The 25,442-nt window shown below is 62.3% G+C and carries 26 protein-coding genes, 1 tRNA gene, 2 other RNA genes and 2 pseudogenes; 13 read left to right on the top strand and 18 right to left on the bottom strand.

All coding sequences use genetic code 11. The features are described 5' to 3' along the window. Positions 1–25: 25 nt before the first annotated feature. Positions 26–952: a LysR family transcriptional regulator gene (locus ABQZ00_RS00660; protein WP_323537868.1), complete on the bottom strand. Its 927-nt coding sequence runs from the start codon at positions 950–952 to the stop codon at positions 26–28. Between the two features lie 124 nt (positions 953–1,076). Between ABQZ00_RS00660 and ABQZ00_RS00655 the strand changes: the two genes are divergently transcribed. The 5 genes from ABQZ00_RS00655 (at position 1,077) to ABQZ00_RS00635 (ending at position 7,046) form a co-directional block, all read left to right on the top strand. After that, positions 1,077–1,478 (top strand): Rid family hydrolase, encoded by a 402-nt coding sequence (locus tag ABQZ00_RS00655; protein WP_311239063.1) that lies wholly within the window; start codon positions 1,077–1,079, stop codon positions 1,476–1,478. A 517-nt stretch (positions 1,479–1,995) separates the two neighbouring features. Then, positions 1,996–3,165: a hypothetical protein gene (locus ABQZ00_RS00650; RefSeq protein ID WP_323537869.1), complete on the top strand. Its 1,170-nt coding sequence runs from the start codon at positions 1,996–1,998 to the stop codon at positions 3,163–3,165. Positions 3,166–3,175: 10 nt separating this feature from the next. After that, positions 3,176–3,604, top strand: a complete 429-nt coding sequence (locus ABQZ00_RS00645; protein ID WP_323537870.1) for a type 2 periplasmic-binding domain-containing protein — start codon at positions 3,176–3,178, stop codon at positions 3,602–3,604. Next, positions 3,601–5,733 carry a methyl-accepting chemotaxis protein gene (locus tag ABQZ00_RS00640; RefSeq protein WP_323537871.1) on the top strand — a complete coding sequence of 711 codons (2,133 nt, stop codon included), beginning with the start codon at positions 3,601–3,603 and terminating at the stop codon, positions 5,731–5,733. Before ABQZ00_RS00645 ends, ABQZ00_RS00640 begins: the two co-directional genes overlap by 4 nt. A gap of 575 nt (positions 5,734–6,308) precedes the next feature. After that, positions 6,309–7,046, top strand: a complete 738-nt coding sequence (locus ABQZ00_RS00635; RefSeq protein WP_323515043.1) for a DNA/RNA non-specific endonuclease — start codon at positions 6,309–6,311, stop codon at positions 7,044–7,046. Between the two features lie 216 nt (positions 7,047–7,262). On the opposite strand, the gene ABQZ00_RS00630 is transcribed toward ABQZ00_RS00635, so the two are convergent. The 4 genes from ABQZ00_RS00630 to ABQZ00_RS00615 all read right to left on the bottom strand — a co-directional run bounded on the left by ABQZ00_RS00630 (position 7,263) and on the right by ABQZ00_RS00615 (position 8,632). Then, entirely contained in the window at positions 7,263–7,598 is a 336-nt protein-coding gene (locus tag ABQZ00_RS00630) for a hypothetical protein (RefSeq protein ID WP_115529022.1), read from the bottom strand. A 49-nt stretch (positions 7,599–7,647) separates the two neighbouring features. Continuing rightward, positions 7,648–7,878, bottom strand: coding sequence for a DUF1653 domain-containing protein (locus ABQZ00_RS00625; RefSeq protein ID WP_055847756.1), 231 nt, complete (start codon positions 7,876–7,878; stop codon positions 7,648–7,650). Between the two features lie 280 nt (positions 7,879–8,158). Continuing rightward, positions 8,159–8,323: a hypothetical protein gene (locus ABQZ00_RS00620; protein WP_164497846.1), complete on the bottom strand. Its 165-nt coding sequence runs from the start codon at positions 8,321–8,323 to the stop codon at positions 8,159–8,161. A gap of 239 nt (positions 8,324–8,562) precedes the next feature. Then, positions 8,563–8,632, bottom strand: a non-coding RNA gene (locus ABQZ00_RS00615) — sX9 sRNA. A gap of 158 nt (positions 8,633–8,790) precedes the next feature. Between ABQZ00_RS00615 and ABQZ00_RS00610 the strand changes: the two genes are divergently transcribed. Continuing rightward, the gene (locus ABQZ00_RS00610) at positions 8,791–9,006 is read left to right on the top strand and encodes a hypothetical protein (RefSeq protein WP_323522548.1); all 216 of its coding nucleotides are present in this window, start codon (positions 8,791–8,793) and stop codon (positions 9,004–9,006) included. Between the two features lie 138 nt (positions 9,007–9,144). Here ABQZ00_RS00610 and ABQZ00_RS00605 read toward each other — a convergent pair whose 3' ends face one another. After that, positions 9,145–10,944 carry a chloride channel protein gene (locus ABQZ00_RS00605; protein WP_323537872.1) on the bottom strand — a complete coding sequence of 600 codons (1,800 nt, stop codon included), beginning with the start codon at positions 10,942–10,944 and terminating at the stop codon, positions 9,145–9,147. Between the two features lie 120 nt (positions 10,945–11,064). Here ABQZ00_RS00605 and ABQZ00_RS00600 point away from each other — a divergent pair. After that, positions 11,065–11,138, top strand: a non-coding RNA gene (locus ABQZ00_RS00600) — sX9 sRNA. Between the two features lie 187 nt (positions 11,139–11,325). After that, on the top strand, positions 11,326–11,874 hold the full coding sequence (locus tag ABQZ00_RS00595) for a hypothetical protein (RefSeq protein WP_115514030.1): 549 nt from the start codon (positions 11,326–11,328) through the stop codon (positions 11,872–11,874). A 30-nt stretch (positions 11,875–11,904) separates the two neighbouring features. Here ABQZ00_RS00595 and map read toward each other — a convergent pair whose 3' ends face one another. The 3 genes from map to ABQZ00_RS00580 all read right to left on the bottom strand — a co-directional run bounded on the left by map (position 11,905) and on the right by ABQZ00_RS00580 (position 13,279). Continuing rightward, positions 11,905–12,681, bottom strand: coding sequence for a type I methionyl aminopeptidase (gene map / locus ABQZ00_RS00590; RefSeq protein ID WP_323537873.1), 777 nt, complete (start codon positions 12,679–12,681; stop codon positions 11,905–11,907). Further along, positions 12,678–12,905 carry a ParD-like family protein gene (locus ABQZ00_RS00585; RefSeq protein ID WP_323537874.1) on the bottom strand — a complete coding sequence of 76 codons (228 nt, stop codon included), beginning with the start codon at positions 12,903–12,905 and terminating at the stop codon, positions 12,678–12,680. Before ABQZ00_RS00585 ends, map begins: the two co-directional genes overlap by 4 nt. Before the next feature lie 155 nt (positions 12,906–13,060). After that, positions 13,061–13,279 (bottom strand): hypothetical protein, encoded by a 219-nt coding sequence (locus ABQZ00_RS00580; protein ID WP_323537875.1) that lies wholly within the window; start codon positions 13,277–13,279, stop codon positions 13,061–13,063. A 65-nt stretch (positions 13,280–13,344) separates the two neighbouring features. Between ABQZ00_RS00580 and ABQZ00_RS00575 the strand changes: the two genes are divergently transcribed. Beyond that, complete coding sequence (locus ABQZ00_RS00575) at positions 13,345–13,758, top strand: DUF2946 family protein (protein ID WP_323537876.1); 414 nt, start codon at positions 13,345–13,347, stop codon at positions 13,756–13,758. A 191-nt stretch (positions 13,759–13,949) separates the two neighbouring features. Continuing rightward, on the top strand, positions 13,950–16,097 hold the full coding sequence (locus ABQZ00_RS00570) for a TonB-dependent receptor (RefSeq protein ID WP_503064260.1): 2,148 nt from the start codon (positions 13,950–13,952) through the stop codon (positions 16,095–16,097). A 180-nt stretch (positions 16,098–16,277) separates the two neighbouring features. Here the strand turns inward: ABQZ00_RS00570 and ABQZ00_RS00565 are convergent, their stop codons facing one another. The 6 genes from ABQZ00_RS00565 to ABQZ00_RS00540 all read right to left on the bottom strand — a co-directional run bounded on the left by ABQZ00_RS00565 (position 16,278) and on the right by ABQZ00_RS00540 (position 20,706). Next, positions 16,278–16,676 (bottom strand): winged helix-turn-helix transcriptional regulator, encoded by a 399-nt coding sequence (locus tag ABQZ00_RS00565; RefSeq protein ID WP_323537878.1) that lies wholly within the window; start codon positions 16,674–16,676, stop codon positions 16,278–16,280. Between the two features lie 81 nt (positions 16,677–16,757). After that, complete coding sequence (locus tag ABQZ00_RS00560; RefSeq protein ID WP_323537879.1) at positions 16,758–17,303, bottom strand: copper chaperone PCu(A)C; 546 nt, start codon at positions 17,301–17,303, stop codon at positions 16,758–16,760. A 99-nt stretch (positions 17,304–17,402) separates the two neighbouring features. Continuing rightward, positions 17,403–17,864 (bottom strand): SCO family protein, encoded by a 462-nt coding sequence (locus tag ABQZ00_RS00555; protein ID WP_236699221.1) that lies wholly within the window; start codon positions 17,862–17,864, stop codon positions 17,403–17,405. Positions 17,865–18,396: 532 nt separating this feature from the next. Then, positions 18,397–18,816 (bottom strand): DUF2946 family protein, encoded by a 420-nt coding sequence (locus ABQZ00_RS00550; protein ID WP_323537880.1) that lies wholly within the window; start codon positions 18,814–18,816, stop codon positions 18,397–18,399. A 200-nt stretch (positions 18,817–19,016) separates the two neighbouring features. Next, a complete protein-coding gene (locus ABQZ00_RS00545) occupies positions 19,017–19,562 on the bottom strand; it encodes a cysteine hydrolase family protein (protein WP_323537881.1) in 546 nt (181 codons plus the stop codon). 151 nt (positions 19,563–19,713) lie between these two features. Then, positions 19,714–20,706: a GlxA family transcriptional regulator gene (locus ABQZ00_RS00540; RefSeq protein ID WP_323537882.1), complete on the bottom strand. Its 993-nt coding sequence runs from the start codon at positions 20,704–20,706 to the stop codon at positions 19,714–19,716. A 119-nt stretch (positions 20,707–20,825) separates the two neighbouring features. Here ABQZ00_RS00540 and ABQZ00_RS00535 point away from each other — a divergent pair, with 119 nt between their 5' ends. From ABQZ00_RS00535 to ABQZ00_RS00525, 3 genes and pseudogenes are all read left to right on the top strand, one after another. Then, positions 20,826–21,680, top strand: coding sequence for an NmrA family NAD(P)-binding protein (locus ABQZ00_RS00535; RefSeq protein WP_323537883.1), 855 nt, complete (start codon positions 20,826–20,828; stop codon positions 21,678–21,680). Between the two features lie 949 nt (positions 21,681–22,629). After that, positions 22,630–22,731: pseudogene (locus tag ABQZ00_RS00530) on the top strand (IS5/IS1182 family transposase); the annotation flags it as partial. Positions 22,732–22,913: 182 nt separating this feature from the next. Next, positions 22,914–23,273, top strand: a complete 360-nt coding sequence (locus tag ABQZ00_RS00525; protein ID WP_323537884.1) for a hypothetical protein — start codon at positions 22,914–22,916, stop codon at positions 23,271–23,273. Between the two features lie 215 nt (positions 23,274–23,488). On the opposite strand, the pseudogene ABQZ00_RS00520 reads toward ABQZ00_RS00525, so the two are convergent. From ABQZ00_RS00520 to ABQZ00_RS00510, 3 genes and pseudogenes are all read right to left on the bottom strand, one after another. Next, positions 23,489–24,672 (bottom strand): annotated as a pseudogene (locus ABQZ00_RS00520) (IS3 family transposase). A gap of 76 nt (positions 24,673–24,748) precedes the next feature. Continuing rightward, positions 24,749–24,824, bottom strand: a tRNA-Ile gene (locus tag ABQZ00_RS00515). A 228-nt stretch (positions 24,825–25,052) separates the two neighbouring features. Further along, positions 25,053–25,301, bottom strand: a complete 249-nt coding sequence (locus ABQZ00_RS00510; protein WP_323537885.1) for a DUF6566 family protein — start codon at positions 25,299–25,301, stop codon at positions 25,053–25,055. Between the last annotated feature and the right edge of the window lie 141 nt (positions 25,302–25,442).

The raw sequence follows: 25,442 nt of genomic DNA, 5'->3' as shown, positions 1-25,442 counted from the left end.
GTAAACCAAACGCATCACGCGCGACTCAGCGCGACCTCGGGCGCACCACATGCACATGCGCGGCCATCAGCTCGATCACCCAATCGATGAAGACCCGCAGTTTGGCGCTCACGTGGCGATTGGGTGCAAACGCGATCGACAAGGGCATCGGCTCCAGCTGCCAGTCTTCGAACACCGGTACCAGCTCGCCGCTGGCCACGTGTGCGGTGGCCATATACACCGGCAGCCACAACACGCCCATACCGGCCAGCCCGGCGGCGAGATAGGCATTACCGTCGTCGGCGGCAACGACATGCCGGCCGTGCACGGTCACCGCTTCGTCGCCACGTTGCATCGCGTAGGGCACGGTGGTGGTGGTACCCCAACGCATGAAACCGACGCAGCGGTGGCGGGTGTTTTCCAGCTCGGAAGGATGCGCAGGCGTGCCCAGCCGTTGCAGATAACTTGGCGCTGCATACACGCCGGTCTGCAGATCACCCACCCGCCGCGCGATCAACGACTGATCGGCGATGGTGCCGCCGCGCACCACGCAATCCACGTTCTCGCCGATCAGATCCACGCGCCGGTCGCTGACGCCCATATCCAGCTGGATATCCGGATAGCGCGCATGAAACGCCGGCACCGCCGGCATCAGGATCAAGCGCGCAAACGGGCTGGGCACATCCACACGTAAGCGTCCGCGCGGTAGCGTCGATGCATCGGACAAGCTGGTTTCGGCATCGTCCATGTCCGCCAACAGGCGTACCACGCGCTCGTAATAGGCGGCGCCGTCGGCGGTCACGTGCACCCTGCGGGTGGTGCGGTTGAGCAGCGTCACCCGCAACCGCGCTTCGAGTTGCTGCACCAGGTGCGTCACGCTGGCCCGGCTCATCTCCAGCGTGTCTGCCGCCTTGGTGAAACTGCCGGTCTCAACCACACGCGCAAACGCCTGCATCGCATCGAACCGATCCATCGCCACTCCTGCGCCAAGATTAGTTGGATTCTACAAACAGTGTTGCTCAAGGCTGCGGATTTATCGCGCGCGGCCAGGCGCTTAGGGTGGGCATCCGTTTTATTGCATTTCCAAGGAGAGTCCCATGGCTACACGTGACGTTGTTTTTCCGCAGGGCCGCCACGCGCTGTATGAGCGTCATCGGTATTCGCCCGCGGTGCGTGCCGATGGATTGATGTTCGTCGCCGGCCAGGTCGGCAGCCGCGACGACGGCTCGCCCGAGCCGGAGCTGGACGCAGAGATCGCGCGTGCGTTCGCCAATCTCGATGCCATCCTCAGCGCCGCCGGCTGCACATCGCAGGATGTAGTCGATGTCACCTGGTTCATGGTGAACCCCGAAGTCGTGTTCGACGCTGCGTGGGACCGCTGGGCCAGCTACTGGGGCCCGGCGCCCTACCCCGCCGTCACCGCCGTCGGTGTGACCTGGCTGGCCGGCTTCCGCTTCGAGATCAAGGTGGTGGTCAAGTTACCGACTGCCGGTCAGTAAGCTGATCCAACGCGCAGCATCGCGCGCTGCAGCCGGATCTGCAGCGATGGCACTCAGTCGGTGGCAGCGGCAGCACTAGCGAAAACGTATTAGTACCGCTGGTCGATTGACTGGACAACATCGCCACGCCCTGCTTGCTTGGGCGTAGCGATGTTGCTGTCGACTTGGATAACTCGATGCGGGTGCCGATGCCGTTCACCGTGTCGACAGGCGCGATCTACCGATGGTTCCGTCATGGGTCCTGGCCTGTGTCAAACACTAGGAGCTGCGGAACGTGCCGTCCGCGCTCAGCCAGCGATCTGCCACCAAACACTCTGGCGACGCAGTTCGATAGCGTAGGACTATCGTTCATTTCCATATCTTCCCAGCAACTTAACCATTTCGTCGATTTGTAAAAAACTCGCTAAAGCGATGACACAGGCGGCCGCTACCGGGGATCAGCGCACCGAGACGCGCATCACCGTTCTGCCCGCTGCGCTCCGGCGCTGCGTCCATCATCTTTTTAGCCGAGACCGCAATGAAATTGACCGTCAAACTGCTCAGCGGCGCTATCGCCCTGGCCTCGTCGACCTGCGCGTATGCGCAGCAGGATTCGATGTTTTCCTTCAGCGGCTTCGGCACGCTGGGCGTGGTGCACTCGACCGAGGATCAGGCCGACTTCACACCCGACATCCAGACCGAGCAAGGCGCTGGCGCAAGCCATTCCACCTCGGCCCGTCCGGATTCGCGGATTGCCGGTCAGGTCAATGCCAACTTCACCGAGAAGTTCACCGGCGTGTTGCAGGTGACCAGCGAGTACGCCGAGCGCGCCGACTACGCGCCGAAGGTGACGCTGGCGCACGTGAAATACCAGTTCGGCCCGCAGTTTGCCGCGCGTCTGGGCCGCATCACCGCGCCGCTGTACATGCTCTCCGAATATCAGCGTGTGGGCTATGCCACGCCGTGGGTGCGCCCACCGTATGAGGTTTACAACTATCTATTGCCGATGGACGGCATCGAAGGCGTGTACACCATCAATGCCGGCGAAAGCGTGGTCAGCGTTCAGGGTTTTTACGGCCGTATCGACTCCAAGAAAGCCGACGTGCATGCCATGCGCGGCCTGGCACTGGGTCTGGAATCGGGCGCATCAACGTTTCGTGCGGCCTACATCGTCGGCACCACCGACTTCGATACACCGTCGCTTGACCGCCTCTTCACCGCCTACCAGCGCATCAATCCGGCACTGGCCAATCGCTTAACCACCTATGACGTGGACGGCAGCTTCGCCAGCGTGGGCTACGCTTACGATCCGGGCAACTGGTTCCTGCGCACCGAAGTGATCCAGGCCGATTATTCGCCCTCGCTCAACGGCAAGACCACCTCCGGTTACCTCAGCGTCGGCGGCCGGTTCGGCACGCTGACCCCGTCGGTCACCTACGGAAGCGTCGATCGCAAGGGCCCGACCATCGCGCCTGGCCAAGACCCGGTTGGCATCATGACGCGTGCGCTGGCGCAGGCCGAAAGCGGCCGTCACAGCTTCACCGCATCGCTGCGTTGGGACGCGCGCGAGAGCATGGCGGTCAAGCTGCAGGCCAGCCATATCAACAACAACGCCGGTTCGTTCGGGTCGTTGAACAACATCCAGCCGGGCTTCCGTCCGGGCGGCAGCTACAACCTGCTGTCGGCGTCCGTCGACTTCGTGTTCTAAGAGAGCCCCCATGAAATTTTCCAAGTGTTCCGCAGGCTGCATGCTTGCGCTGTTGTCGTCGCTTGCGTTCTCGGCCAATGCCGATGTGGTGGTGGTGATGTCCGCCAAGGGTGGCCCCGACAGTCTCAGTGCGGCGCAGGTGTCGCAGATCTTTCTGGCCAAGTCCAACAGCCTGCCAGGCGGCGGCGCAGCCGTGCCGATCGATCAGGAAGAAGGCGTCGCGGTGCGCGATGAGTTCTACAAGAAGGTCGCCTCGCGCGATTCGGCGCAGCTGAAATCTTACTGGTCGCAGTTGATGTTCACCGGCAAGGCGCAGCGTCCGAAGCGTGTGAGCGGCGACGATGCAGTCAAGAAGGCGGTGACCGCCACGCCGGGCGCGATCGGTTACATCAGTGCCGCCGCCGTGGATGCCAGCGTCAAGGTCGTCCTGAAGCCGTGATCCACCTCCTGCTCGAGAGCCACATCATGCGCCGCATTCTGTCGTTACCGTTGTTCTGGAAAATCCTGATGCCGGCAGCGGTGGCAATCATTTGCCTATCGGGCTATGTCGCTTTCAGCACGCTGGTGTTTCATCGCAACAACGATCGCCTGGAAGCGATGCGCGACGTACATTTCCCGATGCTCGATGCGATGACCCGCAACGTCGCCGCGCTGGACAAGCTCATCAATGGGCTCAACGGCGCGGCCGCCGCAGGCGATGCCGACATGTTGGCGGCCACCAAACCGGTGGCTGACGACATCCACAGCTCCTATGTGAAATTGCAGAAGGCCGACCCGGCCAATGCGAAAGAACTGGCGCAGCTGGGCAAGCAGTTCGACGAGTACTACCAGCTGGCCCATGGGGTGGCGGCAGCCTTCGTGGAGCAGCGCGAACCCGATGCGCAACAGATGAGCGCCATGGCACCGGCGCTGGACAGCTACCGCACTACGCTCACCGCCATGCAGAAGCGCGCCGATGCACGTTTCCGCGGGACCGTGCAGGAAGCGGTGGATAGTTCGGTGGCGGCCAGCATCGGTGGCCTGGTGCTGGGCCTGGTCGGTGCGGTGGTATGCATCGGGTTCGGCTGGATCGTGGCACGCGCCATCACCCAGCCGCTCAATCGCGCGGTAGGCATCGCGCATGCGGTGTCGTCGGGCAAGTTGGACAACACCATTTCGATCGACCGCAACGACGAAGTCGGCCAGCTGCTGCAGGCGATGGATAGCATGCAACATCAGCTACGTCGGGTGATCCAGGCGCAGACCGAGATGGGCGACAAGCACGAAGCAGGCATCGTCAGCCACCGTATCGCCGAGCAGGAATTTCCGGGCGAGTTCGGCACCATGGTGCGCGCCAGCAACACGCTGGTGTCCAGCCATATCGCGGTGACTATGCAGATCGTGGCATTGACCGAACGTTATGCCGCCGGCGATCTGTCGCAGCAGCTGGAGCCGTTGCCTGGCGAAAAAGCGGTGATCAGCCAGTCGATCAACGATGTGCGTGCCAGCCTGTTGTCGGTCAATGGCGAGATCAAGCGCCTGGCTGCGGCCGCAGCGGCAGGCGACTTCAGCGCACGTGGCGACGAAACCGCGTTTGAGTATGACTTCCGCCAGATCGTGGTCGACCTCAATCAGCTGATGAGCACTGCGGACAAGAACCTGGGCGAGCTGTCGCAGTTGTTGCAGGCCATTGCCGGCGGCGACCTGACCATGCGCATGCACGGACACGCTGCAGGCGTGTTCGCACGCATGCGCGAAGACGCCAACACCACGGTGGACCGTCTGACCGATATCGTCGGGCGCATCCAGTATTCTTCGGCGGAGATCGATACTGCTGCGGGTGAAATCGCAGCCGGCAATCAGGATCTGTCGCGTCGTACCGAGCAGCAGGCGGCCAATCTGGAAGAAACCGCTGCATCGATGGAAGAACTCACGTCCACCGTCAAACAGAATGCCGAACACGCCCTGCAGGCCAACGCACTCGCACGCAGCGCCGCTGACGTGGCATCCAAGGGGGGCGAGGTGGTCAGTCAGGTGGTCGGCACCATGAGCGGTATCGAGGCTTCATCCAAAAAGATCGCCGAGATCATCAGCGTCATCGACGGCATTGCGTTCCAGACCAATATCCTGGCCTTGAATGCGGCGGTGGAAGCCGCGCGTGCCGGCGAGCAGGGCCGTGGGTTTGCCGTGGTGGCCTCTGAGGTGCGCACCCTGGCACAACGCTCTTCCGGCGCGGCCAAGGAGATCAAGGAATTGATCGATGCCTCGGTGGGCAAGGTCGCCGAGGGTTCGGCGCTGGTGCGCACCGCCGGCACCACCATGACCGAGATCGTGGCTAGCGTGAATCGGGTCACCGACATCATGGGGCAGATCACCGCCGCCTCCACCGAGCAGTCCACCGGCATCGAGCAGGTCAACCAGACAGTCATCCAGATGGACGAAACCACCCAGCAAAATGCCGCATTGGTGGAAGAAGCCATGGCCGCAGCACGCGCAATGGAAAAGCAGTCCGGCACGTTGACGCAGTTGGTGTCGCTGTTCCAGCTGGAGCCTGCAAGCGGACAGCACCTGGAAAGAAACGTCGCATAGCACCTCCACCGCTCGAACGGCGTGTCTCACGACACGCGCAAATACCCCTCTTTCGCACGGACTGCGGAAGGGGGGTTTTTGTGTCCGCCGGCGCGACGATGTGGTGATGCGGCGCCGTTGCCTGGCGACGCGCGCGTGCTTGGCGCATCGATGACCTTCGCAGTCTGGAAACCGATCGTGTCCACGCACCAGAGGGTACGGACGCCACCGTCGACTCTCGGCGTCCGTGGCTACCCAGACGCCAATCGCGGCGTGCTTGTCGGCCCGCGGTGTGAAGTGTGATGCCGTCGCGTCTGCATGTGTTCCAGGCATAACCGTTGGCTTATCGCCTGCGCGACGTATGCACGAAAATGTGTGATGAACATCGCACCTTCATCGAAAAAAATGGTGCAAGTGCACATTCCTCACGCCTACGTCACCAACGAGAAACATTTGCATGCGATAGCTGTTGTGCTCGCTAGAAACCGAGCCAACCTGTCCCCCGACCAGCGCACTTTCCGCTGAACGTCGATCTGCTCAATGAGCAATCGGCGGTGGCGTTGTGCGTCCGAACGATTCCTAGGAGATTCACTCCCATGCGCTTCAGGACCCTGCTTGCCGTTCTGCTACTCACCGGTTTCAGTGCCGCAGCCCAGGCACAAGTCGTCACCCTCAATAAGGGCGGTTACACGCTGCGCTACGACTGCACCAACCACACCGCGCTGCGCTACGAATACGTACTGCAAGCCGACACCGGATCGGCCGCGCGTCCATCCAGTTTCAATCTGGACACCGAGCTGCCCAGCGGTTGCGGCGGACAGACCACTGCGGCGTCGTATGCCAGCGTGCGCAGCGGCTACGACCGCGGCCATCTGGTGACCTCCAACCACATGGATTACAACGCGACCTACATCCGTCGCGCCAACCTGATGTCCAACATCGTGCCGCAGGTGTCCAGCTTCAATCAGGGCATCTGGGTGCGCGCAGAGAACGTGGCCGAGTGCTACCGCGATATCGCCAGCGTGCAGGTCTACGGCGGGGTGATCTACAGCGATACCAGCAACGACTATTTTCTGAGCAGCCACGGCATTCGCACGCCGGATTTCTTCTGGAAGACCATCATCACCGCCAACCCCGGCGGCGGCACGCGCGCCATCAGCTGGCTGATTCCCAACAGCGCCAATCTGGGTTCGCTGGACAGCTACATCGTCAGCATCGACGAGCTTGAAGATCTGTACGGTGCCAGCACCATCGGCATCACCGCACCGGCAGCCGTCAAGGCGATGCTGCCCGCCACCACCTGGCCGCAGCCGAGCAACTGCGACCTGGGCTGAGTCGCCTACGCAGGCAGCAACGGCCCAGCCCGGCGGCATCGAGCTGGGTCGTTGCAACTGGTCGCGGCTGTGCGTGTGGCAGCTTGCGTACTGAGCCGACAGATTCTTGCAAGGTTGCGCCACGCGGATGTGCGTAGTGCTGTGCAGCACTGCCATCGCTGCGGTTCCGTAGCCTCGGTTGGCGATCACCCTCCGCAGCATATTGCCGCGTGCACGCTAGTGCGCGGCGTCAAGACCATCAAACCAGTCCGCATACGGCGTGTTCTTGACCAGATGCCGAGTGAGGTCGTCGGCACCGTCGGTCCACCATACCGGGCCGCGCTCTCCCAAGGCGATCTTGGCGGCATCGACCTCGGCGCGTGCGCGCGCCAGCTGCTGCGCATCGTCGTGACGCTTGGCTGCCTTGACCGCACGACGTGCATCCATCAGCTCGGCGACCAACCTCGCGCGCACCGCTGCACTCAGCTGTGGATCGGAGGTGCGCCACAACCGGCCACGTACGATCAGGTAGCGCCCGTCGGGCGTGGTGAGCGGCGCTTTGGCCGTGCTCATGGCTGCCTTATCGGGCGCTTGCAAGCTACCGCATCACGGCACGCGCCGATCACGCCACCGGCGCAAAGCGCGGACGCATCACGCCATCCACGTCCACCTGTTGCATGAACATCGCGTACGGCCGCACCCACAGGCCGATCTCGCTGTCCAGCGGCCGATACAGCACCAGCGGCTCCAGGGTTTCACTGCTGCGCACAACGCCCAGCACCTCGTAGCGACCGCCCTTGAAGTGGCGATATTCACCCAGTGCGATTGTCGGTAATGGCGGCAACGTTTCCATGGCACTCAACAGTCTGGAAGGCTGTGCAGTGTAGGTCGGACGCTGCGTGCTTACGAGTGAGGTCGATGCGCACATGGCGGTTGCCGTATCCGCGTCCCATGCTGCACTGGGGATGCCAGCGGCGCAGCACAGACGGGCGAGAGGCCGATGGCGGCGTCTGGACCGTCGCAACAAGATGCATCCGCAACAGCGGGTGGCTACATCCGCACAGCGGTGCTTCTCATCGATCACGCCCCCGCTGCACGTGTGCACGGCGCCGTGCAGCACCACGCATCCAGACCTATTGGTCTTCGTCGCGATCGCCATCGATGCTGTCGTCGTCATCGATCTCGCTGTCCTGCGCGGGGCCATCCTGCAGCAGATCATCGTTCTTGCCGGGCGCCTTGATCCCGGCAGGCGGGCTGGGATCGTCGATCCGGACGTTATCGTTCTCTTGAGTGCGCATGCGCGTCTCCTGTAGCAGAAAGCCGTACAGACACCCTCCTCCCGCCGCCGTGACGCGCACGTGTGGCTTGCGCACGGCGGCGTGAGCGGCATGCAGCGTTATCACGTGCGCGGGCCAGCGAAGGCGCGGGCGCTCTGCACACAACGGTGGGTGGCCGCGAGATGCCGGAGGGGCACACGGCTGATGTCGATTGCGATGTGCCCACGTTGGGGCGGCTCACCGCGCTGTGGCTTTAGAGCCGCTGACAAAACGTTGCGAGCAGTCGTCAGGTGAATGTGGACGGCACGCTCAGAACCGGCGTGTACGCATGTCTATACCGCACCGAGCACCGGCAGCGCCACCTGGCGATGAGCGCAGTCGTGTCGTTAGCCGCTGTTAAATAACCGAGTCAGCCTGCAACACAGCGGTCTTGCATCCGTCCGCTGTCAGCAGCCGTAGGTACAGAACGCCCATCGGAGAACCTCCCCATGCCGAGCCTGCTCTGTGACCTGGAAGACCTGCTCGCCGCCTGGAAGGCGGAAGCGCACACCTTCGACGCCTGCAACATGCCGGCCTCCGCACTTGCCCTGCGCGACTGCCACCGCCGGCTCACCGCGCTGATGGCCGCGCATGCGCTTGCGCCACACCCATCAGACACCGCCGCGACAGCCAACGGACGAGCCAACTCGCCAGCTGCCGTGTAGTGGCACTCGCGTAGGCGCACGCGCGTCGCGGTGCACGCACTGGCCGGCGCGTGTCGCGTGGTCGTAGATGCCGCGCATCGCAGCACTGGTCGGCGTAATCCAGCACTCACGCGAGCGCACCGGGTTCGGCACACGGCGTCAGTCGTCGCCGCTGGCCCGTTCGCCCATCAATTCGCGCTCGCGCTTTTCCAGCTCTTCGGCGTAGCGCTTGCGCACGAAGCCTTCGGACAACACGCCCAGCACCCGGCGGTCGGTATCGATCACCGCCAGCTCGTCGGCCTGCGTTGCATCGAAGACCTTCATGATCGCCACGATGTCGGTGTCTGCCAGCAACGCCGCATCGCGATGTCTGGCGTAGTCGCTGACCGGCGCATCCGGTTGCACGTTGTCGGCATACAGCACCGCCAGCGGCACCACGCCGGCATAGTGCCCGGCCGCATCTTCCAGCACCACGCGCTGGGTAGAGCCCAGCGGAAAACGCCGCCGAAACTCGCCAACGCTGATGTCGTGCGCGGTGTGGTTGGCGTCCTTGCGCATCATCTTGCCGGCCGACAGATTGCGGACCCAGCCCACGTCGCGTGCGCTGCGGATGTTTTCGCCACGCAGATGCAGCCGCCAGGTCGAGAACGAATAACCAAACACCTGACGCACCACCGTATTGGCCACCAGCACCGCCGCCATCACCGCGCTGGCCAGCACAAAGTCGTGCGTGCCCTCCAGGATCAGCATCGCCATGGTCATCGGTGCACCCACGATCGCCGCCGCCAGTGCGGCCATACCGACCAATGCGGCGCTGGTCGCGTCCACCACCGCCGCGCCTACCAACAGGTTCACGGCCACTGCGAACAGGCTGCCGACCAACGAGCCCATGAACAGGGACGCGAAGAACAAGCCGCCACGGAAGCCGAAGCCCAACGAAATGCCGGAAGCAATGCACTTGAGCACCAACAGCGTGGCCAGTACCTGCAAGGTGGTGCTGCTGGTCATATCCAGGTGCAGCGCGCCGTGGCCGGAGGACAGCACCTGTGGCGAGTACATCGCCAATGGAATCAGCAGCAACCCGCCGATGACCGGGCGGCCCCACAGCGGCAGATTGAAGCGCCCCACGCTGCGTTCGATGCCGGCCACCAGACGCATCACAGCGATGCCGATCAACGCGCACACCAACCCCAGCGCAACGTAGATCGCGTAGTCGCGTGGCTGCAACTGGTACGCCACCGCCGCCGGTAACGAATACGGCGCTGCACCCAGCGCGCTGGCCATGAACGCGCCGGCCAATGCCGCAGCTGCCACCGGTGCCAACGCCGATGGCGTGTACGCGCCGATCACGATCTCGAACGCGTAGAACGCACCCGCCAGCGGCGCACCAAAGGCGCCGGCAATGGCACCCGCCGCACCGGCACCGACCAGGGTGCGCATGTCCGCGCGGCGCACCCGCAGGATGCGACCGAGCTGCGAGCCGGCGCCGGATCCCATTTGCGTATACGCCGCCTCCAACCCGACCGATGCGCCGAAGCCGTTGGACAACAAGGTCTGCACCGCAACGATCAGGTTATCGCGCATCGACATGCGCCCGCCGTGCAGCGCATTGGCTTCCACCGCATCCACCAACGGCCGCTTGCGCCGTCGCGCCATCAACGCCACCAGGCCCACCAGCAGCCCGCCCAGCGGAAGCACCAGCAATTGCGTGGGCGTGATCGAGGTTGCCGTGCTGAGCCGCGCATCCGGCCCCAACCCGTACAACCAGGCCTGCAACGCGTGCGCGATCCCGGCCTGCAGCACCATCAATGCGGCAGCGACCAATCCCACCAGCGCAGCCAGCCCGATAAACCACAGGTCGTTGGCACGTAACTGCCGGCGCAACCACTCGACGGGTCGGCGCAGCTGCGCGGCAGTGGACGACTGCGCAGGAAGGATATTGTGAGACTGTGGCTGCATGGCACCAGGGGGTCGCTGGATCGGCACGTCGCGAGTAGCGACCTCAACTATGAAAATCAGAGTGGTTAACAAAACGACTGCGGAGCCGTCGAGGGGGTGTGTTGGTTGCTCAGAATCGGCATGTATCACTCGTACACTGCGGTTCTGCGTGCGCCGTCCACACCCAGCTGACGACGACTCGCTACATTTTTGCCGCCCTTAGTGTGCATCAGCTTCGCTGACCTGACGCAATCTGGCAGCCACAGCGCCCCTGAATGCTGCGCGCTGGATGCGCGATGGCCTGTGCCACATGCGGGGTTGCTACAGTCGGCGGTGGCACCGAGTGACTGCAGTCCCTCGCCATACCCCGCAGCAGTAGCCGATACACGATAAGGAGCCTCGATGTTCAACCTGCTGCTGGTAGTGATCGCGATCGAAGGCGTTCTGTCGATCAGCTGGAACCGCATGTACTTCGGATGGGGATTGCCGGTGTTCCGGCGCCGGATTCCGGCAAGCCGTCAGGCACTGGACTGTTTTTCATTGGCGCAGGTGGAACATGCGCTCGATCAGTCGCGCTGGCCGGAACTGAGATTCCATCCGTTGTCCGAACATGTCTACGCGTTTCGCGAGACGTTTCTGGTGATCATCGGCCCGATGTACCCACCGATCATGCGCGGGCACATCGCGGTCGACCGCAGGCACCGCGAGATCACTATCACCGGCTACTGCAACTGGACCATGGCGTATATCGTGGCTGGGATTCTGGTCCCCGCAATCATTATCAAGCCAGGCGTAACGCTGATGTTCTTGGCGCTGCTCATGGTGGTTTATCTGCTGCAACGCAGACGGTTTATCGGTGTCGAAACAACCGTACAGACGCTGCTGCAGACCAACACCACTCCGCTCATCCCACGCCTCCCCGACGGGTCCAGGCGCGCATCGCCAGAATGACAGCTGCCGCGCGCCACGCGTTGCGGTGCATCACTCCACCGGGCACAGCGGCTTTTCGTCGGGCCGCAGCGTGAGCACACGCACGCCGGTGCGCGTCACCGCCACCGTGTGCTCGAACTGCGCCGACAACTTGCCATCGCGGGTGTACACCGGCCACTGGTCAGGCTGCGAACGGATCGCTGCGCGGCCCTGATTGATCATCGGCTCGATGGTGAACACCATGCCTTCGTGCAGCGTCAAACCGGTTCCTGCGTGGCCGTGATGCAGGATCTGCGGTTCTTCGTGCATCTCGCGCCCGATGCCATGCCCGCAATACTCCTTGACCACGCTATAGCCGTGGTCGCGCGCATGCCGCGCAATGGCCTGGCCGATATCGCCCAGGCGCGCACCGGGCCGTACCGCAGCGATGCCTTTCCACATCGCCTGATAGGCGGTCTGCACCAGCCGCCGCGCCGGATAGGCAACCTCGCCCACCAGATACGTCGTGCTGGAATCCGCAATAAAACCGTTCTTTTCCAGCGTGATATCCAGATTGACGATCTGCCCGCTGCGCAGCACATCGTCTGCCGACGGCACACCGTGGCAAACCACATCGTCGATCGACGCGTTGAGCACGAATTCGAACCCGTACTGCCCCTTGCTTGCAGGCCGTGCGTCGAGCGCATCCACAATCATGCGCTCGACAAAGGCATTGAGCTCCAACGTGCTGCGCCCTTCCAGCGGCAGCCGATCCAGCGCATGAAACACCTGCGCAAGCAGCTGCCCGGAGATCGCCATCAGTGCGATCTCATCCGGCGACTTGATCATGCGCGCCCTGGTTTTGCCGCGGACGGCTTCAAGGTTTGCGGCCGCACTCCCGCCGCGCGCAGCTCCTGCGCCACGATGTCCTGGAACGAGGATTCCGGATGCATCTCGCACAACATGCCGACCTTGATCCAGAAAGTGGCCTGCGCATTGATCGACCGGCTGGTGACGGTACAGGCGCGCCGCAGTTGATCGTGCAGGTCGTCATCGATATTGACGATGCCCATGGTGGCTCCCGGCTTGGAATATACGCATCGTATACGAACCGTATATTCGACGACAAGCCGCGCGATGGGATGAGCAGTCCGCGCGGCAAGGTTCGGTACGCATCGGCGGTGGCCTGAGGAAGCTCACCAGTAGAGCCCTGCATGCCGACGCAGGATCAGACCTGGGGCTGGCGCACGCGCACTTTGCCGACGCCCCACAGCAGCGCCGGCCACAGCATGAAATGCGCAACGGCAGAGAGTGTTGCAATCACCACGAACACGATGCATGGCAATACCGCGCCGAACACGAAGGTCATGCCCAGCACAAAACCGAACAGATACTCCGCGCGGCAAGCACGGGCGACCACGGCGCAAAGCAGGATCGTCATCAGCACGCCAAATGCCGCCGACGCATCGCCTTGCCGCATCACGTGCGCACAGCTGACATAGAATCCGCAGTATGAGACAGCGGCGGAGACCTCTACGCACATTTGTATGGTTGGCCATCATGGCTGCCATGCTGATGGCCGTGGCACCGGTTGTCTCACGCTTGGCGCAGGCGGCTGCCGTCGCACCTCCCATCGTCAGCGAGCTTTGCCATCACGGCGATACAGCAGTTGCCGCGATTGCCGAAGCAGCCACACCCACTGCACACGCATGGGGCGGCGCGCCAATCGGCAGCGACCACACCCGGCAACACGATGCATGCGATTACTGCGCATTGGCGGCGCGCATGCTGCCGGTGCTGCTTGCCGCATGGTTGCCGCTTGCTGCGCCCGCTCCGCCGGTGTTCGCCTCGCCCGATACGCTGCCGATCGATACCGGGCGATTCCGCTACGCGCACGCTCCACGCGGGCCGCCGGCCAGCGCTTAAACGTCCAACCGACAGGGATGGCATCGGCGGCACTCGTCGCCGTCCACGTGTCGCTGCCCCGCGCGTCCGACCACACCACCGCGGTGCCTGGCTGCCTTGTGTTGCACACGGGCTCCAGCGCAGGCGGCAGCACTCGCGTACCTGTTTCTTATTCGATACCGGCACCCGTCACGGGAGCCGCTTGCCTGGATCTGTCCATGCACACCGACTTGCCCCACCCGCACCGCCTTTCCATGGCGCTGCGCAGCGCCCTGGCCGCGCCACTGCTCTGCACTGCGTTATCTGCAATCGCACAGGACACGCCCAACACACTGTCCACCATCTTCGTCAGCCAGGACCAAGCCATACGCGACACACCTGCATCGACCGGAACGTCGCTGGGGCTGAGCCCGTTCCAGACACCAGCAAGCCTGGACGTCATCACCCGCGATCAACTCGATGCACGCGGCGACAGCAACGTCACCGACGCCATTACCCGCGCCGGTGCCATCAGTGCCATGGCGCATCCAGGCAACGGGCTGAGCGCGCTCTCCACTCGCGGCTTTACCGACAGCGCATCGGTCATGCGTCTATATGACGGCCTGCGCCAATACGGCGGCGTGGGCGTCACCTTTCCATTCGACACCTGGTCCATCGAACGCATCGAAGTCCTGCGTGGACCGGCCTCGGTGATCTATGGCGATGGCGCCATTGGCGGCGTCGTCAACATCATCCCGAAAATGCCGAGCGCCGGTGCCATTCAAAACGACATCCAGGCCACTCTCGGGACCCAGGACACCGCACGCCTGGCCTTCGGCAGCGGCGGCGGCCTGACCGATGAACTGTCCTACCGCATGGATGTCAGCGGCAATACCACCGGCGGTTGGGTAGACCGTGGCCGCGCCGCAGATGCCACTTTTTCCGGCGCACTGCGCTGGCAGATCGCCCCCACCTTGCACACCACCCTGCGTTACGCCTACGGCTATCAGACGCCGATGCGCTACTTCGGAACGCCACTGGTGGATGGACGCCAGCTACCGGCGCTGCGCCACAAGAATTACAACATCGGCGATGGCGTCATCCGCTTCCGCGACCAGTGGACCCAGCTGGACACAGTATGGACGCCCACCTCCGCACTCACGCTCAGCATGCGCCTGTACCACATCGACAGCCAGCGCGATTGGCGCAACGCCGAAGCCTATCTTTACGACACCGCCACGCGCTTGATCGACCGCTCCGACAACACGGCCATCGGTCACGACCAACAACAGACCGGGCTTACCGCCAATAGCGTCGTGCGAGGACGCGTGGGAGGGTTCGACAACACGCTTTCGTTCGGTGTCGATGCCAATGACAGCCGCTTTCAGCACACCAACAACACCTATGTCGGCAGCGCCGGTCCGGTGGACCCGTACGCACCGGTGCCCGGGCGTTTCAGCAGCGACATTCCCACCATTCCGCGGTATCGCAACAGTGCCCGGCAGTACGCGGTATTCCTGGAGAACCGGCTCGCACTGAGCACGGCCTGGTCGGTGCTGGGCGGGATGCGCTATGACCACACCACGCTCGATCGGCAGAACCTTGTCGTCGGCACGCAGGCCTTCAGTACCACGTTTTCCAACGTTGGCTGGCGTATCGGCACGGTCTACGATCTGCAGCCCGGCTTGGCGCTGTACGCGCAATACGCGCGCGCCGCAGACCCGGTCGGCGGCTTGCTGATGCTCAGCCCGGCCAACAGCCGGTTTGGGATGTCGCAAGGCCGGCAAACCGAGGTGGGCCTGAAACAGGCATTTGCGCAAGGACGCGGCGAATGGACGCTGGCCGCGTATCACATCCGCAAATCCGACTTGCTCACCCGCGACCCCATCGACCCCGATCTGCGCGTGCAGGTCGGTGCGCAAAGCACGCGCGGCATCGAAGCATCGCTCTCGCTCGCCACGCACAACGGCTGGCAACTGGATCTCAACGCAACCGCATTACGCGCCCGCTACGACGACTTCACCGAGGCCACCGGTGCTCCTGCAGTTGCGATCTCGCGGGCAGGCAACGTCCCGCCCAATGTCGCCGCACGGCTCGCCAATGCATGGCTCAGCTGGAACTTTCAGCCCGATTGGACAGCCGCCGCGGGCCTGCGTTATGTGGGCACGCGCTATGCCGATACCGCCAACGCGCTGGCACTGCCCGGCTACACCACCACCGATGTATCGCTACGCTGGCAGGTACGTCAGGACACGGCGCTGACGGCACGTATCTATAACCTGTTCGACAAGGCGTACTTCACTACCGCGTACTACACCGAAACACAGTGGCTGTACGGCCCGGATCGACGCGTCGAATTCACCGCGAACCATCGCTTCTAGGCAACCTGTCGCGCAGCATGTGGCTGTGTTCCAGCCACATGCTGTTTGCAGGTAGCGATCGACGCGCTACGTTGCTCGCTGCTTTGGATTTGCAGCTGTCGACGCATCAACCGTTGGAATCGCCCGACGACACCGCCCGCATCTGCAGACCATGCCGTGGCGCTTGTGCCAAACGCTTGCTCAAGGTCTGGCAAGCGGGCAGACCGCTGCAATCTCCCGCATGCTCATTGCCACGCCATCCTCCGGTTGCGTCACCGCAACAGTGTCTGCTGGCAGCGATTCGCCCCATTTTCGCAGTGCATCGAAGACGCCATGCAGCCCTTCACCCAATGGCGTGAGTTCGTACACCACGCGCGGCGGCGTCTGCGCATACGCGGTGCGCGCCACCAGACCGGAGGCCTCAAAGCGCCGCAGGTGACTGGTCAGTGTATGTGCGCTGATGCCCTGCAATACCTGCCTGAGTTCGGTGAACCGGCGCGGCCCCGCAAGCAGCTCGCGCACGATCAACGACGCCCATGGCCCCTCCAGCAACCGGAAAAAACGCGCGACACCACAACACGGAGTTGTTGACCTTTCCATCGGCTAGCTGATCCTGGCAGTGAACGACCCCTGGCTGCCAGCACGCCGCCGTGCTGGCACATCGATTCCCAACGACGCTGCCTAGTGCATATGCTGGTCATGCGATTCGGCATCGGGCGCCGATGCGCCGATGGGACGAACGTCGAATTGCACCTCGACGCGGGGCGCATGCTCGAATACCAGCGTAGCCACCACCGGCTTGCCTTGTTCGAATGGCGCGTGCGGTGCAATGAACATCAGATGCGTGCCGCCGCTACCCAGCACCACGTCTTTTCCAGGCGGCAAGACCAACCCCTGTTCCAGATGGCGCATCTTCATCACACCCGCATCCATCGTCATCTCATGGATTTCCACCTGTGCACTGGCCGGCGATTCCACCGCCACCAGGCGATCCGGCGTTGCCGACTGATTACGCAAGGTGAGGTAGCCGCCCGCTACCGGCGCGCCCGGCGGCGTGGCGCGCGACCATGCGCCGCTCGCTACCACCACAGGAGCCATAGCCGGCGCCGTGGTCGAAGCAGGTGCCACAACAGCGGGCGCCGGGCTGGCCTCGGGCGCAGGTGCGCGCTCGCAGGCCACTATCGACAAAGCAGACAATGCACTCACCATCAGCAGATGTAATTTCATTTCGTTCTCCTTGGGTCGAGCCGTGCGTACGCCACAGCGCATTGCATCGCGGTCATCGACGTTGAAATTCGGGAAGCCGGCAGGTCGCTCTTACGTCAGTTAGAGCACTTGCCGGATATCGTGCACAACCGAGTCCACCGTCTGCTCGTGGGCCAGGCCCACGCGCAGCTGTCCGTCGCGATCAAAAAGAAAACTGCGGGTGGAGTGATCGATGGTGTACGTCGGCCCCATCGGCACTTTTGCATAACTCACTTTCAGATTGCCTGCCGCCACCCGGATGTCGCCCTCGCTCCCGGTCAAACCGATAAAGTCCGGATCGAATGCCTTCACGTAGGTCCTGAGCACGTTTGGCTTATCGCGTTGCGGGTCCAGCGTGGCGAACGCGAATTGCACCTTCGCCGCATCCGCACCCAGCTTGCGCTTGACCTGCGCCGCACGCGCCAGCGTCGTCGGGCACACATCCGGGCAATGGGTGAAGCCGAAGAACAACACCAACGCCTTGCCACGAAAACTGCGCAATGGCCGTGGCGTGCCTTCGGTGTCGTAAAGGTAAAAATCCATTCCGCGCGCCATCGCGCTGAGGTCTGCGCCATTGGGGGCGGACCCGCCGCCCCATTGCCCACATCCCGCCAATACGCAGACCAGACAGCCCAGCATTAGGTGCGACAGTCGTCGCTTCCACACAGATCGCATTGCTTGCATCCTGATTCCCATCCATTAAGAGCGGCCTTGCGCATGCCGTTCTATCGCGCGCCATTGATTGCGAATCGGCAGCAATCGCAGCCCTTGCCGCACACATTCGTCCGTCGTGTCATTCACCGGCGCTGCTACGGTTGTACGCCAACTGCGTGGTCGCAGTGCTCCGCGTTCGGTACGCCATCGCTCGAAGCAATCCGACTCGGCTGTTGTGGCTCGGCTGCAGTTAGCCGGCGCAACTGGGCAGGGGTAATCAACGCCAGTGTCGGCACCAGCGTCAAAAGAGCAAGGCAAGGCGTCGCCGCCGCGCGGGGCGGCAAAGCAAAGTAGGTCATCTACACGCTCCAGAACATCCAACATCACACCCGCTGACGGGTGCGGCTCTCCATCCGATGTTTCAGGCAAACAGCGGTGGGCCGCGTGGCGCATGTGCCAACCAGCGTGCGGCTGATGGAGCCTCAGCGGCAAGACGCTCAACTGCACGCCGACCCCGACGGAGCGCAAACAGCACGCACGCCATCAGCAGCCAGGGCAGCAGCCGCGCGGCGAGCAGGCAGTAATCGCAGGCAAACGCATGGCCGCCATCGGTATGGTGCAGACCGTGTTGGGCGCTCGGCCACCGCTTGGCTGTCCCGGCCTGGGCGTCTGCCGACAGCTGCGCGGCATGTACACCGACGGCATCGGCCGCCTCGCCAACTGGCCAGGGCTGACTGTGGCAAAGCGGCCCGTCCAGAACGCCGGAGGCGTTCTCGAGCGTGCGGCTGACCAAGGGCGCGACCAACAGCAATAGCAGCGCCAGGCAAGCCAGACGCTGCATCATGCTGAACAAGGGCAAGGAACGGAAGCGCACCCGCGAAGTGTAATGAAAAAACCGCACGCCACCTGCGACCCTTCGTCGCAGCCGGACACCTGGATTCGCGCGGCGGTGCGCACTGTATGCACTGCGCACCGCATCCGGGCCACGCGCATCCCGCGCGGCAATCGGTCTGCATCATCAGTACCGGGCGCGCCGTTGTCTCACTGACCCTGCAGATACTCCTGTGTGGATCGCACCGCCGCATAGCCAAACTGAAACGCCGCCATCATCGTCGCGTGCACGTGGGCCGCAGGCACCTTGGTGCCATCGAAGTCCAGGTCCATCGTGGCGCAGGCATCGTGCAGCACTGTCACCGTGTAGCCCAAGTCGGCGGCAGCGCGCACGCAGGCATCCACGCACATGTGGCTCATCGCGCCGACAATCACTACGTCCGTCACACCGCGTTGCTGTAGCTGCTGCGCAAGCTGCGTCTCGCGAAAGGCGTTGACGTGCTGCTTGACGATGACCACTTCGCCATCCTGTGGCGCAACTGTGTCATGGGTCTGCGCGCCCTGCGAACCGGCAACAAGGAACGGAGCACCCGCAGCCGCCTCGTGACGCACATGCAACACCGGAACGCCAGTGTCGCGCGCATTGGCGATCACCGACAACGCATTTGCTGCGGCCGGTTCGATGCCGGTCAGTGGCAGTTTGCCGCCGGGAAAATAATCGTTCTGCAGATCGATGACGATGACGGCCTTGGTCATGGTGTTTCTCGCGTTGAATGCCATGCATCAGCATGCGCCCGCCCGGTGATCACGACGAGTGGCACCACCGACATCACCGGGCCGGTAGCGACATCCCACCGCCGCTCGACGTGCTGGAGCCACGCGTCGAAGAAGAAAGTGGCCGGTAAGCTCAGGTCGCCTTGGCACTGCTTGCACCCGCAAACCGCTGCCGATAGTCGCTGGGCGACAGTCCAAGAATGCGCTTGAACACCTTGCGAAACGCCGCCGCATCCTGGTAACCGACGTCCCACGCAATTGCATCGATGGTCATGGCATTTGCTTCCAGCAAGGCACGCGCCCGGCCGATCCGCAGCCGCTGGCAATACTCCGTGCTGGTCATGCCGGTCGCCTTCTGGAACCGGCGCAAGAAGGTGCGTGCCTCCAGCCCCGCGTGTGCGGCCAGACGGGTCAGCGCCACATCCTGCGCACCGGTCTCCTGCAGCCAGTGCTGCACCCGCAGGATGGCCGCGTCGCCATGCGTCAAACGTGGCGAAAACACGCTGTAATAGCGCTGCTGCCGGCCCGGCGGGTCGACCAGCAGCACGCGTGCGGTTTCCAGCATGACCGCCGGCCCCAGCAGGCGATCCACCAGCCGCAGACCCAGATCGGTCCACGACATCACGCCACCGGCGGACATGACATCGCCCTCGTCGATGAGCATCTCGTCCGAATCAACCCTGACCGCCGGAAAGCGCTGCTGCAATGCGTCTGCATGCAGCCAGTGCGTGGTCATGCGACGTCCATCCATCACGCCGGTGCCGGCCAGCAAAAACGCACCCGCACACACCGAGCACAGCATGACACCTTGGGCATGTTGCGCGCGCAGCCAGCCAATCAGGCTGCCATTGCGCTCCTCATCGGGCGCATCGCCCAGACTTGGCGGCAGGATCAACGCACACAGGCGCGCACCAACGTGTGTATCGCTCTCAATTACACGCGACGGCACAGCGCTGGGCGTTGCCTGCTGCCAATGCGTGACCTGGATCGATGCGCTCTCGGCTGCACCGCTCGCGCTTGCAAGCCGGTTAGCCACCGCAAACAGATCGGTAAGGCCAAGCACGGCCGCCTGCTGCGCATTGGCATACAGCACCACACCAACCTCGACCCTTTGCCTGGATGTCATCTTGTTCTCCGCGCCGACTTGCATTCAGCAGCGCGCCATTAGTGCAGTTGAAGTAACCGAAGTCCGCCGTCCATGCTCCTGCGCCACAGCTTCCCTCTCACGTCCACAGGAGTATGCCAATGACTTACATCATCCATGGTGCCACCGGCGCACAAGGCGCCCCGCTGCTCAATGTGCTGTTGCAGGCCGGCAAGCAGGCCGTGGCCGCAGTACGCAACGCCGACGCGGTCACCGGCCCCTCGGTGCAGATCGATAATGGCTCCGTCCGTTCATTGACCGATGCCTATCGCGGCGCGCAGGGCGTCTTCATACACCTGCCTCAGGCGCCCGAGGACGTGCGCGTGGCCTACGCCACCAATATCGTCCAGGCCATCGACGCCGCAAAGCCCGCGCGCGTGCTGATCTCCACCAGCGGCAGCATCGTCGATGAACCGGACAACGCATTGCAGGCAGCCCCAGACTCGGCCATCGCCCTCCTGATCGATGGCGTGCAGCGCAGCCGCGTCTCCAGCGCCGTCATCGCCCCACGCCTGTATCTGGAAAACCTGCTGCTGCCCATGGTCATCGGCGGCGTGCACGCCAACGGCGTCCTCGGTTATCCGATCCGGGAAGATTTCCCGGTGTCCTGGAGCTCGCACCTGGACATCGCCGACGTTGCTGCGCAGCTGTTCGATCAGTCTGCCATCACCGGTGTGGTCGGCGTCGGCCAGCTACCAGGCCTGCTGGGCGCAGACCTTGCCGCAGCAATGGCCAAGCACTTCAAGCGCGATGTGCACTTTCAATCCGTGCAACCCGAAGCATTCGGCGAGCAATTGCAGCCCCTGCTCGGCCCCGCTGCCATGGCCATCGCCGGGTTCTACCAGGCCCTTTGGCAAACCCCTGCCAACACCATCAATCCCGCCACCAGCGCCCAGCAATTGCTCGGCAGCACGCCGCGCAGCGTCGAACAGTGGTTAAAAGATCTGCTCGGCTAACGATGACGGCTAGTGCAGTGACTACCCGGCTGAACCGGCGGCGCAGTACAGGCATCGTTTGAGCCTGTAATGCGCCGGCAACTGCGTGATCGTGAGCGCTAATCAATGGCTGCCTATAGAAGGCTGCGCATTCTTAAGCATTGCGGCCGAGCCGCGGCACGGGCAGAGATGTTCATACCTGCCGGTACCGCCGCGTTGCCGCACCTGCCTCGTAGCTGCACACAGCAGCGTGTGCTTCGTGCAGCCCGAAGTCCGGGCTACGCCTCAGAAGTTGTGAGGTCTGGCTCAACCGCAGTGCAAGTTCCCTCGAAGGTGTCCGAGCTTTCATCGTCATGGATCCACTGTGCCGATCTATCGAAATCGTGGGCACATACATGCCATTGAACTTGAACGCAGCTTGGATCCGGTCCGGCGTGATGCTTATCGGCACTACACCTGACGAAATCGCTTGCATCGCCTGGTGGCCTACCAGGATTTAAACCTGGAACCAAAGGATTATGAGTTTGTCGTCGACGCGCCATGCCCAAGAAAATCAAGCGCAAGGTAACGTAATTAATAGAAAAAAAGTAAGCTGCGACAGCAGCTTCGCGCAGCTTGGCGAGGGCGTGCAAAACTCAGCTCTATACTGATTGAGTACCGCCAAAGGACTAATCAATGCCAATCCAACCCAAGGCGTTTGTCACCTCACGCGCTACCGATCTCCCAACGGGTTCAGTCTTGACGACCGGCGGCAATTGGTTCGCCCATGCCAACATCGCGGCGCGGCGCGGGATGCGACAACAGAGCGCAGCTGTGGCCCTGACTGTCAACGGAATCAGCCAGAATTATCACGCATGAGAACCGCCTCTCACTGGCTCCTCCTGCGACGGCCGGCATTACGTAATTACGAGGTACGTAACATTTTACGAAATCAATTGACTGGCTTGACCGAATCACTGCCGACCCACTTGCATGGTTGGAGAAGAACCCAAGGCTATGGAAAAACTGCGAGCGCAAGCTCAATGCCAGTTTGCAGATGATCCACTTGACTTTGCTGCTCGGAAGACTTTGAACGGGCTCTGATAGGTAGCGCAGGTTGCCAGGGCCAAATCTATATTTTAAATGTATAGTTATTAACTATATTATATCTCCCCACCATCCCTATCCATAGGCTGAATATGACTTGCGCATTGCGGATGTCAGCCCGGATTTGTAGTTAAATGATAAATCCCATGATAACGCTTGGATAATAAATTGAAGAAAATCTACCTGATAGTTTCGCTACTAGCATCGGCGATAAGTTCCCAGACCGTGCTTGCGCAGGAACCAAGCTTTTACAATTGTCAAAATAAAGCGATCCGAGTGAACATCCCATCTATGCCCCTAGGCAAGGCAGTTGCTCGGTTCACAGAACTGACACGTTGCCCAGTATCGATCGATGCTGACGAAGTCGCAAACACGGATGTGAAAGAACTTCCGACTTTCATCGTGAAAGGTAAGCTGACTCCCCGCAAAGCGCTCGATTTGATGCTCTCGAGTACGCCATTGAAGGCAAAGGAAATCAGGGGCGGCTTCTCCATTTACGAAGACAAAAATTACGACAGCAAACCATAAACGACGCTCGTCAAGGCGTGTAAAGCGGGGACCCGCTGATACGAAAAGAGATGGCACTCTGCGGATTAGAAATTGAGCGTCATCGCATTCGAATGGTCGGAAGGTGTGCAGTTCGCTTTGCTTTGCGATCTGCACTTCTCCCCCAATATCTCGCGCACTCATTGCAAAGCGATCACCGACATAGCCGCCATCGCAGAACGGACCCCGTAAGCGCTTCAAATTCGGTTTGTTGCGCTCAAGTGCCAGCAGCGCAATGAATCGCCCCGACTTCTGTAGACACCCCGCAGCCTCATGATGATTGCTGCTTTCCAAACTCTACCGGCGACAGCCCGTCGTTATGACCGTGCTGTCGCCGCGTGTTGTAAAACATCTCGAGGTAGCTGAAGACATCGCACTTGGCTTCCTCGCGTATCACATAGACCCGTCGCTTGGTGCGCTCACGTTTCAGGAGCTGGAAGAAGCTTTCAGCAACTGCGTTGTCGTGGCCATTGCCGCGACGGATCATGCTGCTGACCAAGCCGTGTGCCTTCAAAAAGTCCTGCCAGTCGTTCCCGGTGAACTGTGTGCCTTGGTCGGAGTGGACCAGTAGTCCTGCAGGCGGCTGACGTCGCCATACGGCCATTATCAATGCGTGTAGCACCAGGTCGGTATGCATGGTCGATTGCATCGCCCAGCCCACGATCGTCCTTGAGGAAAGATCCAACACCACGGCCAGGTACACCCCCGTGCGTTCGAATGTAGGTGATGCCGGTGACCCATGCTTGATTAGCCACGCCAGGATCGAACTGACGCTCCAGTTGATTGCTGGTCACGGCGGCCAGTTTCTCGCCACGAACACCGGGCCGGCGGCCATAGTCGACCTGGGCACGCAAGCCTTCATGTCGCATCAGTCGCGCTGTCCGATGCTTGCCGCACGACTCAGCTATATCGCGAAGGTCACAGTTGATCTTGCGGTCACCATACACACAGCCGCTTTCCAGCAAGGACGGCTTGATCAGACCGAGAACGCGCGCGTCATTCTTGTCACGTTGCGACATCGGCGCGCTCCGCCATGCGTCGTATCCGCCGGGGTGTAGGCCGAACGCCCTGCACATATTCCGAAGGCGAAAGTCCCGCTCATGATCGAGCATAAACGCGTATTTCATCCGGCCAGCTTGGCAAAGTGCGCTGCGGCCCTTTTTAGTGTGTCTCGCTCGTCGGTGACCCGCCGCAACTCCGAGGTCTGTTCGATTGCCGCCGAATGCGTGGACGATGGGTAGGCCTAGTGCTTCCGCCAACCATATAGGCTGTGGATTGAGATGCCGAGCCGGCTGGCCACATCGGCCACTGAGTGGCCACGGTCGGTGACCTGCTTGACCACCTCGACCTTGAACGCTTCGGTGTATCGCTTGCTGCTCATAGACACCCCTATTGCTACCGTGAGTTACGGCTGCAAGGTGTCGTAGGAAAGCCGGAGCGATTCATGGACTGTTTTTTGGTGGGCCCACCAGGATTCGAACCTGGAACCAAAGGATTATGAGTCCTCTGCTCTAACCGTTGAGCTATAGGCCCTGCTGCACAGCGCTCGCTGGTGCCGCATGCCATGCGTCGGGCCCTCAGGAGTCGAGCAAGTTTACCTGTCTGTCCGCGAGCTTGTCTGCTGCGGCGCCGTCTTCTCTGCGGGTGTTCGCATCTGCGCCCGCTTGCTGCGATTCTGCAGGCGCCTGGTGTCTGCTGGACGCTTGGTAGATAGATGCCTGCACAACACAAACGCGCCCACACACCCACACACCCGCACCATCAAGCATCCACTGTCTGACGTTGCTTATCGATCAACTGGCGACCTGCGCGAAACCCCTGCGCGATGGCGTCCTGGTAGGTGTCCCAGGTCTGGGTCCGGTCGTTGATGCGTGGCAGACGGGTGCCGCCACCGTCAGCGTACACATCGACCCACAGTGTCCACTTGGCTGTCGGCGAAGCCTGTTCGACGCGTACACGGATTTCATGCTCGCAGTACGTGGTGGTTTCGAAGCGGCTTTGTCTGCTCATCGGACGGTCTCAGGTTCCTGTCGCGCTCGAAGGTAAGGCGCCGGTTGCAATCTCGCGTGAGATTGCAGGAAACATCCACTTAATAGTGCGTTGCGGTGCGGCTTCGTCGCAAAGGCGTGAAGCCACGCCGTCCGAATCTGC

The sequence above is a fragment of the Xanthomonas sp. WHRI 10204 genome, from assembly GCF_040202875.1.
Taxonomy (GTDB): domain Bacteria; phylum Pseudomonadota; class Gammaproteobacteria; order Xanthomonadales; family Xanthomonadaceae; genus Xanthomonas.
The sequence above is the reverse complement of the archived record's forward strand: the minus strand, read 5'-3'. Positions and strand labels throughout refer to the sequence as shown.

Coding starts and splice junctions, on each gene's coding strand:
- ABQZ00_RS00660 (WP_323537868.1), bottom strand. CDS start 952: ATGGATCGGTTCGATGCGATGCAGGCGTTTGCGCGTGTGGTTGAGACC.
- ABQZ00_RS00655 (WP_311239063.1), top strand. CDS start 1,077: ATGGCTACACGTGACGTTGTTTTTCCGCAGGGCCGCCACGCGCTGTAT.
- ABQZ00_RS00650 (WP_323537869.1), top strand. CDS start 1,996: ATGAAATTGACCGTCAAACTGCTCAGCGGCGCTATCGCCCTGGCCTCG.
- ABQZ00_RS00645 (WP_323537870.1), top strand. CDS start 3,176: ATGAAATTTTCCAAGTGTTCCGCAGGCTGCATGCTTGCGCTGTTGTCG.
- ABQZ00_RS00635 (WP_323515043.1), top strand. CDS start 6,309: ATGCGCTTCAGGACCCTGCTTGCCGTTCTGCTACTCACCGGTTTCAGT.
- ABQZ00_RS00630 (WP_115529022.1), bottom strand. CDS start 7,598: ATGAGCACGGCCAAAGCGCCGCTCACCACGCCCGACGGGCGCTACCTG.
- ABQZ00_RS00625 (WP_055847756.1), bottom strand. CDS start 7,878: ATGGAAACGTTGCCGCCATTACCGACAATCGCACTGGGTGAATATCGC.
- ABQZ00_RS00620 (WP_164497846.1), bottom strand. CDS start 8,323: ATGCGCACTCAAGAGAACGATAACGTCCGGATCGACGATCCCAGCCCG.
- ABQZ00_RS00610 (WP_323522548.1), top strand. CDS start 8,791: ATGCCGAGCCTGCTCTGTGACCTGGAAGACCTGCTCGCCGCCTGGAAG.
- ABQZ00_RS00605 (WP_323537872.1), bottom strand. CDS start 10,944: ATGCAGCCACAGTCTCACAATATCCTTCCTGCGCAGTCGTCCACTGCC.
- ABQZ00_RS00595 (WP_115514030.1), top strand. CDS start 11,326: ATGTTCAACCTGCTGCTGGTAGTGATCGCGATCGAAGGCGTTCTGTCG.
- map (WP_323537873.1), bottom strand. CDS start 12,681: ATGATCAAGTCGCCGGATGAGATCGCACTGATGGCGATCTCCGGGCAG.
- ABQZ00_RS00585 (WP_323537874.1), bottom strand. CDS start 12,905: ATGGGCATCGTCAATATCGATGACGACCTGCACGATCAACTGCGGCGC.
- ABQZ00_RS00575 (WP_323537876.1), top strand. CDS start 13,345: ATGAGACAGCGGCGGAGACCTCTACGCACATTTGTATGGTTGGCCATC.
- ABQZ00_RS00565 (WP_323537878.1), bottom strand. CDS start 16,676: ATGGAAAGGTCAACAACTCCGTGTTGTGGTGTCGCGCGTTTTTTCCGG.
- ABQZ00_RS00560 (WP_323537879.1), bottom strand. CDS start 17,303: ATGAAATTACATCTGCTGATGGTGAGTGCATTGTCTGCTTTGTCGATA.
- ABQZ00_RS00555 (WP_236699221.1), bottom strand. CDS start 17,864: ATGGATTTTTACCTTTACGACACCGAAGGCACGCCACGGCCATTGCGC.
- ABQZ00_RS00550 (WP_323537880.1), bottom strand. CDS start 18,816: ATGCAGCGTCTGGCTTGCCTGGCGCTGCTATTGCTGTTGGTCGCGCCC.
- ABQZ00_RS00545 (WP_323537881.1), bottom strand. CDS start 19,562: ATGACCAAGGCCGTCATCGTCATCGATCTGCAGAACGATTATTTTCCC.
- ABQZ00_RS00540 (WP_323537882.1), bottom strand. CDS start 20,706: ATGACATCCAGGCAAAGGGTCGAGGTTGGTGTGGTGCTGTATGCCAAT.
- ABQZ00_RS00535 (WP_323537883.1), top strand. CDS start 20,826: ATGACTTACATCATCCATGGTGCCACCGGCGCACAAGGCGCCCCGCTG.
- ABQZ00_RS00510 (WP_323537885.1), bottom strand. CDS start 25,301: ATGAGCAGACAAAGCCGCTTCGAAACCACCACGTACTGCGAGCATGAA.